The sequence below is a fragment of the Vibrio metoecus genome, from assembly GCF_009665255.1.
Lineage (GTDB): Bacteria > Pseudomonadota > Gammaproteobacteria > Enterobacterales > Vibrionaceae > Vibrio > Vibrio metoecus_B.
On record NZ_CP035686.1, the window covers coordinates 663073 to 676072 of the forward strand.

The window sequence follows — 13000 nt, forward strand, 5'->3', positions numbered from 1 at the left end:
TTTCACGATGAGATGAGAGCCTTAATTGGCTCTCATTGATTTTAACTCTTTGTTTTTACAATTCTCATTGGATAATTCGTATTGCCATAAAATTGACGTCTGTACTGGACTGAAAATTGCATTGAATGGCAATGCGTTTTGCTGCGCTCGACGGATGTTCCGATTAACCATTAAGTGATAACCAGAAATCTATGAAGTTTACTCTTCCATTTGCAGACAAATTGCCTTCTATTCCACAGCGTAGCATGCCAGCCATTGGGGCTCCGGTTATGGTGCTGGCGGCATTGGCGATGGTTGTCCTCCCAATGCCGGCATTTCTGCTCGACTTATTCTTCACCTTTAACATTGCGTTATCGCTCGTGGTGTTATTGGTTACTGTGTATACCCGTCGACCATTAGATTTTGCGGCATTTCCAACGGTACTGTTGATCGCGACATTGCTGCGTTTGGCACTGAACGTTGCGTCAACGCGAGTGGTTTTGTTGTATGGTCATGAAGGTCCTGGCGCTGCGGGCCATGTGATTGAAGCCTTTGGTAATGTAGTGATCGGTGGAAACTATGCCGTTGGTTTAGTGGTGTTCCTCATTCTGATGATCATCAACTTTATGGTTGTTACCAAAGGTGCAGGACGTATTTCAGAAGTAAGTGCTCGCTTTACCTTGGATGCCTTGCCAGGTAAGCAAATGGCAATTGACGCAGACTTAAATGCTGGCCTGATTGATCAAGAACAAGCCCGTGTGCGCCGTTTTGAAGTGACCAAAGAAGCGGACTTCTATGGTTCGATGGATGGTGCGTCAAAATTTGTTAAAGGCGATGCGATTGCCGGTATTCTAATTCTCTTTATCAACATCATTGGTGGCCTGACGATTGGGATGATCCAATACGGTTTGGGTTTCAAAGAAGCGATTGAAATCTATACCTTATTGACCATCGGTGATGGCTTAGTAGCTCAGATTCCGTCACTGCTGTTGTCGATTGGCGCGGCCATCATGGTTACGCGTCAAAATACTGATGAGGATATGGGGCAGCAGGTTATCTTCCAGCTGTTTGATAACCCGAAAGCCTTAACCATTACTGCGGGTATTCTTGGTGTGATGGGTATCGTACCGGGAATGCCGCACTTTTCATTCCTATTTTTGGCGCTGTTGGCGGGTGGGGCTGCTTATTGGATGCATCGTAAGCAAAAGACCAAAGCACAGAATAAAAATCTGCCTGCTAAGAGTGATGTAGAAGCGCCAACCCAACGAGAACTGTCATGGGATGATGTACAACCTGTTGATGTGATTGGGTTAGAAGTGGGTTATCGCTTGATTCCGTTGGTGGACAAAGATCAAGGTGGTGAACTCCTTGAACGAGTCAAAGGTGTGCGTAAAAAACTTTCGCAAGATTTTGGCTTTCTAATCCCACCGGTACATATTCGTGACAACTTAGAGCTCACGCCAAACAGTTACCGCATCACCTTGATGGGGGTCGCAGTGGGCGAGGCGGAGATCCGCCCTGACCAAGAGTTGGCGATTAACCCAGGACAAGTATACGGAATGATTGATGGTGAGCGCACCCGTGACCCAGCCTTTGGTTTGGATGCGGTGTGGATCCGTGAAGAACAGCGTGAACACGCACAAGCTTTGGGTTACACCGTTGTTGACTCATCAACGGTATTGGCCACCCATCTTAGCCAACTGCTCACCAATAATGCGGCGCAACTCATCGGCCATGAAGAAGTGCAAAATTTGTTGGAAATGCTTTCGCGGTCAGCGCCCAAATTGGTAGAAAATTTCGTACCGGATCAGCTCTCATTGGGTGTGGTCGTCAAAGTGCTGCAAAACTTGCTGCATGAAGCGATCCCGATTCGTGACATTCGCACCATAGTGCAAACCCTTTCGGAATACGCGAGCAAGAGTCAAGAACCTGACATTCTTACCGCGGCGGTACGTATCTCGCTAAAACGATTGATTGTCCAAGAAATCAATGGGGTAGAGCCAGAATTGCCCGTGATTACACTCATTCCTGAGCTGGAACAAATCTTGCATCAAACCATGCAGGCTTCCGGTGGTGAATCAGCAGGAATTGAGCCAGGATTGGCTGAAAGACTGCAAATGGCATTGAGCCACGCCACACAAGAGCAGGAATTGAAAGGGGAACCAGCAGTATTACTGACATCTGGTGTACTGCGTTCGACACTGGCGAAGTTTGTGAAAAATACCATTCCCAACCTTCGCGTGCTCTCCTATCAGGAGATCCCCGATGAGAAACAAATTCGAATTGTGCAGGCCGTGGGTAATTAATCGTCCGCACGTTTTTTAAAGACGGAAATCTGCTTTGAAAATAAAACGATTTTTTGCCAAAGATATGAAAACCGCGCTGCTTCAGGTCAAAGAAGAACTGGGCGTAGACGCGGTGATCATGTCGAATAAAAAAGTCGCGGGTGGGGTCGAAATTGTGGCTGCAGTCGACGGAGATACCGCGCCTGCACCTGCAAAACGGTACAACTCGCAGCCGAGACATGCTTATAGCCAAGTGTCGCCTTCAGTTGCACCGACAAAAAGTCGAGAGTTGATTGATGACCGAGTGAGCCTGCAATCAAGTGCAGACAATGGTCGGTCGATGACTCAACGTTTTGCCAACATGCTAAAGCAATACAGTAATGGCACAGCGGATGAACAAGATCATCGAGCAGAAAATGAAGATTCGCTTTCAGCCTTACTCAAGCGACAATCAGAGAATCGAGCACCGCAAAGAAATAACGCGGAACGTCAACGTCCTGACTCTGCGCTGAGTAAGTTGTTGCAAGACGATACCAACTCACGACGCAAACCTAGGTTAGACCCGACACGCTATGACCGCAATACTCCAGACGAACCCACGGTGGCGGTGAGCGAATTAGAGTCGATGCGCGAAGAAATGACCTCGATCCGACGTTTGCTCGAACACCAAGTCTCTGGATTAATGTGGCAAGAAGTCGAGCGCCGTGAGCCTCTGCGAGCTATGTTAATCAAACGTTTAGAACGTATGGGGGTTTCATTGGAAATGGCAGACCAATTGGCTTGTTACATTCCAGAAGAAACGCCACCGCCTAAAGCATGGAAAGCACTGCTCGGTCTGGTTTCAGACCAAATCCCCGTTATCAAACACGATATTCTTAAGCGTGGTGGAGTCGTGGCACTACTTGGGCCAACAGGCGTAGGTAAAACCACGACGGTAGCTAAACTCGCCGCTCGTGCGGCGATGGAGTACGGATCAGATAACGTTGCCTTAGTGACGACAGATACCTACCGCATCGGTGCTCATGAACAATTATCCATTTATGGCCGAATTATGGGGTGTCCTGTAAGAGTTGCTAAAGATTCCAACGAGTTAGCCGATGTAATCTATCAGCTACGTAATCGCCGCCTGATTTTGGTCGATACCGCAGGGATGGGACAGCGTGATGTCCGGCTGTCTGAACAACTGGATACCTTGATGCAAGAGAGCGGAGAGACCATCCATAGCTATCTCGTGTTGCCTGCTACAGCGCAACGCAAAGTATTACAAGAAACGATTGAGCATTTCAGAAGAATTCCACTTTCTGGATGCATTATGACCAAGCTCGATGAGTGCCTAAGCTTAGGTGAATTCGTGAGCGTGGTGGTACAAAACGCGTTGCCTGTAGCGTACATCGCCAATGGACAACGAGTACCGGAAGATATCGTAATCGCGCAACCCAAATACATGGTCGCAAAGGCAAACGAATTGCTAGAGAAGTCGACTGAAGATGAACCTCATTACTGGACCAGTGATTCAGAGAGATTCTAGGCGGCGGACAGGTATGACAAATAAAATGATATATGACCAAGCAAGCGGCCTACGTCGCTTAACCCAACCCTCAGTGACCAAAGTGATTTCGGTTACCGGGGCAAAGGTGGTGTAGGGAAATCGAATGTCACCCTAGGCATGGCTATTTGCATGGCAAAACTGGGTAAAAAAGTCATGGTGCTTGATGCCGACTTGGGCCTTGCCAATGTGGATGTGATGCTCGGCATACGCCCTAAACGCAACCTAGGCCATGTTTTAGCCGGAGAGTGTGAACTTAAAGATGCCATTGTTGAAGGTCCGCATGGTATTCGCATCATCCCCGCAACCTCGGGTACTCAGTCGATGACCGAGCTATCACATGCACAGCACGTGGGGCTGATCCGTGCGTTTGGCACACTAGAAGATGAAATGGATATTCTACTCATCGACACGGCGGCTGGGATCTCCGATATGGTGGTCAGCTTCTCACGTGCCGCACAAGATGTAGTGGTTGTTGTGTGTGATGAACCGACCTCTATCACCGATGCTTATGCACTGATTAAGCTATTAAGCAAAGAGCATCAAGTTCAACGATTTAAAATTGTTGCTAATATGGTGAGAAGTTATCGTGAAGGTCGCGAATTATTTGCTAAATTAACATTAGTGACAGAACGGTTTTTAAATGTGAGCTTAGAACTTGTCGCTTGTATCCCTCTCGACGACAATGTGCGTCAAGCGGTGAAACGACAAAAAATCGTAGTGGATGCGTATCCACGCTCGCCGGCGGCACTGGCGATCAGCTCACTGGCAAATAAAGCGTTGACTTGGCCGATACCAAAAACACCAAGTGGACATTTAGAGTTTTTCGTTGAACGCTTACTTAATCGGTCAGAAACAGTAGGGGAACCTTTCGGTGAATAAAGCGCTTACATACGATCAATACGGAAATCTTAATAGCCAGCAGCTATTTCTTGAGAAGTACTCTGTATTGGTTAAGCGTATCGCTCATCATTTAATTGGCCGTTTGCCCCCAAGCGTGCTGATCGAAGACCTCATTCAAGCAGGTATGGTTGGCTTACTTGAGGCACAAAAAAATTATGATGGAAGTAAAGGCGCAAGCTTTGAAACCTATGCCGGAATTCGGATCCGTGGAGCAATGCTCGACGATATCCGACGTGGTGACTGGGTTCCGCGATCTGTGCACAAACATAATCGGGAAATCAGTCAAGCGATAGCGGTTCTTGAAGGAGAGCTGAACCGTGATCCAACGGATGCTGAAGTGGCTAAGTTTTTAGACATGTCGCTAGAACAGTATCACAGCGTACTGATGGACATTAACTGTTCACGTATCGTTGGGATAGAAGATCTCGGCGTTTCTGATGATGCAATTTCACCGTTTGAAGAGGGGGAAGATAACTCTCCTTTTCACGGCGTCGCTGAAGAATCTTTCCGTAAAGCACTCGTTGAATCAATAAAATCACTTCCGGAGCGTGAAGCTTTGGTACTTTCGCTCTATTATGATGAAGAGCTAAACTTAAAAGAAATTGGTGAGGTACTTGGAGTTAGTGAATCTCGCGTCAGCCAAATACTCAGCCAATCTATGCAGCGACTAAGAACAAAGTTAAGTTCTTGGACTCGGAATGACTAAATATCACTGATCTCAAACTCAGTGGAGGCAATTTTGAATAAAAACATGAAGATCCTTATTGTTGATGATTTTTCAACAATGCGCCGAATCGTTAAAAACCTACTTCGAGATCTGGGGTTCAATAATACGCAGGAAGCGGACGATGGCCTAACGGCATTGCCTATGCTCAAAAAAGGTGAGTTTGACTTTGTTGTCACAGACTGGAACATGCCTGGTATGCAAGGCATTGACCTGCTCAAAAACATCCGTGCTGACGAAGAGTTGAAACACCTACCTGTGCTTATGATTACTGCAGAAGCTAAACGTGAGCAAATTATTGAAGCCGCTCAAGCGGGTGTTAACGGTTACATCGTAAAACCATTCACCGCAGCTACGCTTAAAGAAAAACTAGAGAAAATATTTGAGCGTTTATAAGGCTTTTGCTGCGGCAAAAGGTGTTCTATTCACACGCGCAAAAGGCTGATGCAGGATGATTTCATTAGAACAGGCTAAAGAACTCGTGCAACTTTTGGAACAAGGTCAAAAGGACGAAGCTAATCGTCTTCTTACCTATGTTTATGAGTCTGCGAGCAATCCTATGCTCAAAGAGATAGGGATGTTGACGCGGGATTTACACGAATCGCTGAAAAACTTTCACATTGATGAGCGCTTCAGTGAAATTGCGACCGATGAGATTCCAGACGCACGGGAAAGACTGCATTACGTTATACAGAAAACGGAAGTTGCAGCAAACAAAACAATGGATGCAGTTGACCGGTGCATGCCGATTGCCGACAAATTACATGAAAGCCTACTGCTGATTCGCCCTGAATGGAACAGTTTGATGAATGGCCGAATTGAGCTGATGCACTTTAAGTCGCTTTGTCACCGGGTCGATGACTTACTTTCTCAAGTGGAAGGTGACAGTAGTGAATTACGCGGAGAGCTGACGGAAATTTTGATGGCACAAGACTTTCAAGATTTAACCGGGCAAATCATCAAACGCGTGATTAATCTGGTGAATGAAGTCGAAAAACGATTAGTAGAAATACTGATGGTATTCGGCGCAACGCAAAAAGAACAAAAAGCAGATAAGACGACCGTGGCATTGACTGAGCCTGAGGGGCCAATTATTAACCCTCATGAGAGAATTGATGCTGTCTCATCTCAAGACGAAGTTGACGATTTGTTATCGAGTCTTGGATTTTAGGGGTAACCTATGAGCTACGAATTAGACGAAGACATCCTGCAGGACTTTCTGGTAGAAGCCGGCGAAATTTTAGAGTTGCTTTCTGAGCAGCTCGTTGAACTGGAAAATAACCCCGAAGACCGAGATCTGCTGAACGCCATATTCCGTGGTTTTCATACTGTAAAAGGCGGGGCGGGTTTCTTGGCATTATCTGAGCTAGTGGAAACTTGTCACGGTGCGGAAAACGTATTCGACATTTTACGAAATGGTCAGCGACACGTTTCCCCTAGCCTGATGGACACCATGCTTAAAGCATTGGATACCGTTAACGAACAGTTCCGTGCAGTACAAGATCGCGAGCCACTTCAACCTGCAGATCAAGAGCTACTTGATGAACTACACCGCTTGAGCAAACCCGCTTCTGATGATGAGGATGAACAAGAGCACGTAGATGAAGCAGAAGAAATCATTGAAGATGTGGTTGAAGAAATCATCGAAGAAGTGGAACCAGAAATAGAAGAATTGGTTGAAGCTCCTGCACCAGTCAACACCACAGTGATTGATAAAGGCTCCATTGACGATATCACCGACGATGAATTTGAAAAACTGTTGGATGAATTGCATGGCAAAGGCAAAGCGCCTGGCACGCATGCAGAACAACAAGCTTCAGCAACACCAGCCCCTGTAAAAGCGGCTCCTGTTGCTAGCTCTCAGATGAGTGGTGACATCACCGACGATGAGTTTGAAAAGCTGCTTGATCAACTACATGGTGTCGGTAAAGGGCCATCGGTTGAAAATGCAACACCTGCTGCGCCAGTGACACCAACCGCACCCAAAGCGGCGGATGTCGCGAAACCTGCTGCTGCGAAATCAGCGCCAGGTGGTGACGATTTAATGACGGATGAAGAGTTTGAAAAGCTGTTAGATGAACTTCACGGATCGGGCAAGGGTCCATCTGTGGAAGAGCTAGAAATCGCAACTCGTCCAGTAGCAACTTCTCCAGCGAACGAAGCGAAAGCTGCGACAGATAACGCTGCGCCAACGGTAAAACCCGCCGCGAAGGCCGCAGCTCCAGCAAAACCCGTTGCTAAACCTGCGGCGGCAAAACCCGCCGTTGCCAAAGAAGCACCAACGAAAGTGCCTGCACCTGTCGCGAAAGAGGCTGACGATTCTCGTGAAGTCGCGGTTGCCAGTGGTGCCAAGAAAGCACAAGCCGAATCTACCGTACGGGTTGATACTTCAACACTCGACATCATTATGAACATGGTTGGCGAGTTGGTACTGGTTCGTAACCGACTATTAAGCCTAGGCTTGAATAGTGACGATGAAGAGATGTCTAAAGCGGTCGCCAACTTAGATGTCGTTACGGCAGATTTGCAAGGCGCGGTCATGAAAACGCGCATGCAACCGATTAAGAAAGTCTTCGGTCGTTTCCCACGTGTGGTTCGTGACTTGGCGCGTAGCTTGAATAAAGAGATCGATCTTGAGTTGCGTGGTGAGGAAACGGATTTAGATAAGAACCTCGTTGAAGCTCTGGCAGACCCATTGATCCACTTGGTGCGAAACTCGGTTGACCACGGTATTGAGATGCCTGATGAGCGTGCTAAAAATGGCAAGTCTCGTACAGGTAAAGTGATTTTGTCTGCTTCACAAGAGGGAGATCACATACAGTTAGCTATCGTAGATGACGGTGCAGGTATGGATCCCGACAAGCTGCGTGGTATCGCCGTTAAACGGGGAATAATGGATGAAGATGCCGCGAACCGACTTACCAATAAAGAATGCTTTAACCTCATTTTTATGCCTGGTTTTTCTAGTAAAGAGAAGATCACCGATATTTCAGGGCGTGGTGTGGGGATGGACGTAGTAAAAACCGCTATCAATACACTGAACGGCTCGATCGATATTGACTCTACCATGGGTAAAGGGACAAAGATCACCATCAAAGTGCCTTTGACACTGGCGATTTTACCAACGCTAATGGTCGGAGTTGCGGGTCATCCATTTGCCCTGCCTTTAGCGAGCGTGAATGAGATTTTCCATCTTGATCTACGCCGTACCAACGTGGTTGATGGTCAGCTAACCATTATTGTGCGCGAAAAATCTATTCCGCTGTTCTACTTACAAAACTGGTTAGCACCGAAAAAAGGCAAAGTACAACTGCGCCAAGGTCATGGTCATGTGGTGATTGTACAAATTGGTAGCCAGCGCGTTGGTCTTGTGGTTGATACCTTAATTGGCCAAGAAGAAGTCGTGATTAAACCACTTGATAAATTGCTACAGGGTACACCTGGTATGTCTGGAGCAACGATTACGAGTGATGGTCATATCGCGCTGATTTTGGATGTACCAGATCTGCTTAAGCAGTACGCAGCTGCATCACGAATCTGATTAGTTGCACAACGATAAGGATAAACATGGCGATTAAAGTATTAGTTGTTGATGATTCAAGCTTTTTCCGTCGTCGCGTGAGTGAAATCATCAACTCCGAATCGCGCTTAGAAGTCATTGATGTTGCTGTAAATGGTAAAGAGGCGGTAGAAAAGGCTGCTCGATTAAAGCCAGATGTGATTACCATGGATATTGAAATGCCGGTTATGGATGGCATTTCAGCTGTGCGTGAAATTATGGCAAATAATCCAGTGCCGATTCTCATGTTCTCTTCGCTGACGCACGATGGTGCGAAAGCCACATTAGATGCTTTAGATGCTGGTGCGTTAGACTTTTTACCTAAGAAGTTTGAAGATATCGCCCGTAATCGCGATGAAGCGGTCACTCTGCTCCAACAGAGAGTCTTGTCGATCGCCTCTAAAAAGATTTTTTTACGTCGTCCAACGATGAGTCGTGCAACTTCTACGTTGTCTACGTCATCAACCAGTACGCCGATGACCCAAGAACGTGCAGCTCCATCGGTATCATTAACTGGAAATCGTCCCGCTGCGGCTGTTGCTACGGCGGCTCGATTTAAAGCGACGGGAAAGAAATATCAGCTCACGGCAATAGGTACCTCCACTGGAGGACCTGTTGCATTACAGAAAATTTTAACCAAGCTGCCCACTAATTACCCACATCCGATTGTTTTGATTCAACATATGCCAGCGACGTTCACGGCTGCTTTTGCAAGTCGCTTAAACTCACTGTGCAAAATTGAGGTAAAAGAAGCGGAAGATGGCGATACCTTACGACCAGGTGTCGCTTACTTGGCGCCAGGTGGTAAACAAATGATGCTTGATGGTCGTCCAGGTGCCGCAAGACTGCGCATCATCGATGGTGGTGATCGCATGAACTACAAGCCGTGTGTGGATGTGACTTTTGGCTCTGCTGCAAAAATCTATGGCGATAAAGTATTGTCTATGATTCTAACTGGCATGGGAGCTGATGGACGTGAAGGCGCTCGAATGCTTAAAGAAGCTGGTGCCACCATCTGGGCACAAGATGAAGAGAGTTGTGTTGTGTATGGAATGCCACAGGCGGTAGCCAAAGCGGGAATCTCTACAGAAGATTTGCCGCTCGACAGAATCGCAGAGCGAATGCTGGTAGAAGTAGGGCTCGCATAAGGAACCTCAATGATCGTTTGGAGTGTTGCAAACCAAAAAGGTGGAGTAGGAAAAACCACCACAACGATTACATTGGCTGGCTTGTTAAGTCAGCAGGGTAAACGTGTCCTGCTGGTTGATACGGATCCACATGCTTCGCTGACCACCTATTTGGGCTATGATTCCGATGGTGTTCCAGCTAGCTTATTCGACCTTTTTCAATTGCGTGAATACAATGAGGCATCAGTTAGACCTCTGATTTTAAATACTGATATTCAAGGCATCGACCTTATTCCTGCTCATATGTCACTTGCGACTCTAGATCGTGTCATGGGGAATCGCAGTGGTATGGGGTTGATTTTAAAACGAGCTTTGTTAGCCCTGCGGCACGCTTATGATTATGTCCTGATCGATTGTCCACCGATTCTGGGGGTGATGATGGTCAACGCCCTTGCCGCGAGTGATCGTATCCTTATCCCGGTTCAAACAGAATTTCTGGCGATGAAAGGCTTGGAGCGGATGGTGCGTACGTTGGCTATTATGCAGAAATCGCGCAGTCGTGAGTTTAAAGTAACGATTGTCCCGACCATGTATGATAAGCGCACGAGAGCTTCTCTGCAGACGTTGAATCAGTTGAAAAAAGACTATCCGGATAAAGTTTGGACCTCAGCGGTGCCTATCGATACTAAATTCCGCGATGCTAGCTTACAGCGTCTACCTGCCTCACATTTTGCAGAGGGAAGTCGAGGCGTTTTTGCCTACAAACAGCTGCTGCTGTTTTTAGAGAGGCTAGCCATCGATGAGTAGTGCGTTGATTTCCAGCGAACAAGCGCTTAACGATTACTTCACCGCGTTGTTGGATGAAGAAACGGCTGATTTTGAGTTAACTCAAATCAAAGAGGAGTCAGTGTTAGAACTGGCTCCTGTGGTGCAGTCTGTACCTAACAAAAGCTATTTTGAGGCGGAAGTTGAAGAGTTTGATCTGCCTAATTTAGAGGATGTTCAGCGCTTACTGAGCCAACTCGAATCGAGTAATCCGGTGGCGGATTTGGATCTTGAACAAATCTTGGAAGAAAATACGGCCAAGATTGCTCGAACGGAACCTATTGTTCCACCAGTTACCGTCGTTGACGAGATCCAAGAGTGGGATATTGAAACTGACTCGGACTATCTCGAAGCTGAGCTCCTTACTGAAGAAGAACTTGAGCCTGCTTACTTCAACGTTGAGCCAGAGATCGAGGTTTTCGTTGCAGAGGTGGAGCCTGAGGTAGTGGTTGATACCGCACCGACTCTAGAAACGCAAACTGGCGGTAACAAACTGGGCTCGTGGACGAATACCATTCGTGAAAAAGACTTCCAAGTGCTCTATTTTGATGTCAATGGTGTCACTTTTGCTGTGCCTTTGGATGAACTGGGTGGTATCCATCGGATGACGGCGCTCAACCATTTAATTGGGCGCCCTGCGTGGTATTTAGGTTTACAAACTAACCGGGATTCGCAACTTGATGTGGTGGATACGGCGAAATGGGTAATGGCTGAGAAGCTACATGATGAGAGTTATAAGCAAGCTTATCAATATATTGTCATGTTGGGTGAGAGTGCTTGGGGGCTCGCCAGCACTCAACTTATGGGCACAGAATTACTCAGTACAGATAAAGTGCGGTGGCGTGAACAGGTCGGTAAACGTCCTTGGCTCGCTGGCATGGTGAAAGAAAAAATGTGCGCTTTGATCCATGTTCAAGCATTGATAGCTATGCTTAATGCAGGGCTTGATGTAAAAGCACTGGAAAATTAAAACATTGGGTGTCGGAAACGACTCAGAGAGGGAAAGTTATGTCTCAGGCGAATGAAGTGAAAGTCAGAAAAGAAAAGTCGAACGATGAAGTACTTCAATGGGTGACGTTCCAATTGGAAGAAGAAACGTACGGCATTAACGTAATGCAGGTACGTGAAGTACTGCGTTATACCGAAATTGCTCCAGTTCCTGGAGCGCCTGATTATGTGTTGGGTATTATTAACCTGCGTGGCAACGTGGTGACGGTTATCGACACTCGTTCACGTTTTGGGCTAATGCAAGGTGAAATCACGGATAATACCCGCATCATTGTGATCGAGTCAGAGCGACAAGTGATCGGTATTCTGGTAGATAGCGTTGCGGAAGTTGTTTACTTGCGTTCGTCAGAAATCGACTCAACACCAAGTGTGGGTACGGATGAAAGCTCGAAGTTTATCCAAGGGGTGAGCAATCGCGATGGTAAATTGTTGATTCTGGTTGATTTGAACAAGTTCCTAACCGATGAAGAATGGGACGATATGGCTCATCTGTAATGGTTGATTTGACTTGGTTAACCCCTCCTGTAATGGCAGGAGGGTTGGTTTTTGTTGTTTTGTGCATAGTATTGGCGCTGTGGCGTCTTAAGCGTGGTCAACTACGCCAAAGTGAAACCTTACGCCAACAAGTACGTAATCTCGACCGTGAGCTACAAAAATCAAACAAACAACTGTTGGAAGTACGTTCAGTTATGGTGGGGCTCGGGCAGAAAGTCAGTGAGCAACAAGATGTTATCCGCCATTTGAACGAACGCGTACTTGAGTTAGAAAATACGGATGCCGATGCGCGTCTGTATACCCGCGCCAGTAAAATGGTCCAACTCGGGGCTGATCTCAATGAACTTATCCAAGAATGTGAGCTGCCGAAAGCTGAAGCTGAGTTGATGATGTCTTTGCAAAATAAGCTAGCCGGCAAAGAAGCGATTCCTCCTCTCGCCAGTCATCCAGATGGGAAAACTGGTAAGGTAAAGTCCTGATCTAACATCACTTATTATTTTAAAGGAAGCTCAGGCTTCCTTTTTTATTATCATCTATAAATCTTTGTTT

The 13000-nt window shown here is 46.7% G+C and carries 11 protein-coding genes and 1 pseudogene; all 12 read left to right on the forward strand.

All coding sequences use genetic code 11. From position 1 onward, the window contains the following. The first annotated feature begins 191 nt into the window (after positions 1–191). The 12 genes and pseudogenes from flhA to EPB59_RS03205 all read left to right on the forward strand — a co-directional run bounded on the left by flhA (position 192) and on the right by EPB59_RS03205 (position 12930). Positions 192–2285 carry a flagellar biosynthesis protein FlhA gene (gene flhA, locus EPB59_RS03150; protein ID WP_055050954.1) on the forward strand — a complete coding sequence of 698 codons (2094 nt, stop codon included), beginning with the start codon at positions 192–194 and terminating at the stop codon, positions 2283–2285. Between the two features lie 34 nt (positions 2286–2319). Continuing rightward, entirely contained in the window at positions 2320–3792 is a 1473-nt protein-coding gene (flhF, locus tag EPB59_RS03155; RefSeq protein WP_055050955.1) for a flagellar biosynthesis protein FlhF, read from the forward strand. A 13-nt stretch (positions 3793–3805) separates the two neighbouring features. After that, positions 3806–4692, forward strand: a pseudogene (locus EPB59_RS03160) (MinD/ParA family protein). Next, positions 4685–5419: an RNA polymerase sigma factor FliA gene (locus EPB59_RS03165; RefSeq protein ID WP_055050957.1), complete on the forward strand. Its 735-nt coding sequence runs from the start codon at positions 4685–4687 to the stop codon at positions 5417–5419. Before EPB59_RS03160 ends, EPB59_RS03165 begins: the two are co-directional and overlap by 8 nt. A gap of 45 nt (positions 5420–5464) precedes the next feature. After that, positions 5465–5833: a chemotaxis response regulator CheY gene (gene cheY, locus EPB59_RS03170; RefSeq protein WP_055028320.1), complete on the forward strand. Its 369-nt coding sequence runs from the start codon at positions 5465–5467 to the stop codon at positions 5831–5833. A 55-nt stretch (positions 5834–5888) separates the two neighbouring features. Beyond that, positions 5889–6608: a protein phosphatase CheZ gene (locus EPB59_RS03175; RefSeq protein ID WP_055030727.1), complete on the forward strand. Its 720-nt coding sequence runs from the start codon at positions 5889–5891 to the stop codon at positions 6606–6608. Between the two features lie 9 nt (positions 6609–6617). Next, entirely contained in the window at positions 6618–8978 is a 2361-nt protein-coding gene (locus tag EPB59_RS03180) for a chemotaxis protein CheA (protein ID WP_055050958.1), read from the forward strand. A 26-nt stretch (positions 8979–9004) separates the two neighbouring features. Next, a complete protein-coding gene (locus EPB59_RS03185) occupies positions 9005–10144 on the forward strand; it encodes a protein-glutamate methylesterase/protein-glutamine glutaminase (RefSeq protein ID WP_154171536.1) in 1140 nt (379 codons plus the stop codon). A 9-nt stretch (positions 10145–10153) separates the two neighbouring features. Then, positions 10154–10930, forward strand: coding sequence for a ParA family protein (locus EPB59_RS03190; protein ID WP_000637672.1), 777 nt, complete (start codon positions 10154–10156; stop codon positions 10928–10930). Continuing rightward, positions 10923–11918: a chemotaxis protein CheW gene (locus tag EPB59_RS03195; RefSeq protein ID WP_055050960.1), complete on the forward strand. Its 996-nt coding sequence runs from the start codon at positions 10923–10925 to the stop codon at positions 11916–11918. Before EPB59_RS03190 ends, EPB59_RS03195 begins: the two co-directional genes overlap by 8 nt. A gap of 38 nt (positions 11919–11956) precedes the next feature. Then, a complete protein-coding gene (locus EPB59_RS03200) occupies positions 11957–12451 on the forward strand; it encodes a chemotaxis protein CheW (protein WP_000075894.1) in 495 nt (164 codons plus the stop codon). Beyond that, positions 12427–12930 carry a DUF2802 domain-containing protein gene (locus tag EPB59_RS03205; protein ID WP_154171537.1) on the forward strand — a complete coding sequence of 168 codons (504 nt, stop codon included), beginning with the start codon at positions 12427–12429 and terminating at the stop codon, positions 12928–12930. The genes EPB59_RS03200 and EPB59_RS03205 overlap by 25 nt, the downstream gene beginning before the upstream one ends. The last annotated feature ends 70 nt before the right edge of the window (positions 12931–13000 follow it).

What these genes read in the sequence shown, in the direction of transcription:
- EPB59_RS03180 (WP_055050958.1), top strand. Translation starts at nt 6,618, where the DNA reads ATGAGCTACGAATTAGACGAAGACATCCTGCAGGACTTTCTGGTAGAA.
- EPB59_RS03185 (WP_154171536.1), top strand. Translation starts at nt 9,005, where the DNA reads ATGGCGATTAAAGTATTAGTTGTTGATGATTCAAGCTTTTTCCGTCGT.
- flhA (WP_055050954.1), top strand. Translation starts at nt 192, where the DNA reads ATGAAGTTTACTCTTCCATTTGCAGACAAATTGCCTTCTATTCCACAG.
- EPB59_RS03175 (WP_055030727.1), top strand. Translation starts at nt 5,889, where the DNA reads ATGATTTCATTAGAACAGGCTAAAGAACTCGTGCAACTTTTGGAACAA.
- EPB59_RS03200 (WP_000075894.1), top strand. Translation starts at nt 11,957, where the DNA reads ATGTCTCAGGCGAATGAAGTGAAAGTCAGAAAAGAAAAGTCGAACGAT.
- EPB59_RS03205 (WP_154171537.1), top strand. Translation starts at nt 12,427, where the DNA reads ATGGGACGATATGGCTCATCTGTAATGGTTGATTTGACTTGGTTAACC.
- cheY (WP_055028320.1), top strand. Translation starts at nt 5,465, where the DNA reads ATGAAGATCCTTATTGTTGATGATTTTTCAACAATGCGCCGAATCGTT.
- EPB59_RS03195 (WP_055050960.1), top strand. Translation starts at nt 10,923, where the DNA reads ATGAGTAGTGCGTTGATTTCCAGCGAACAAGCGCTTAACGATTACTTC.
- EPB59_RS03190 (WP_000637672.1), top strand. Translation starts at nt 10,154, where the DNA reads ATGATCGTTTGGAGTGTTGCAAACCAAAAAGGTGGAGTAGGAAAAACC.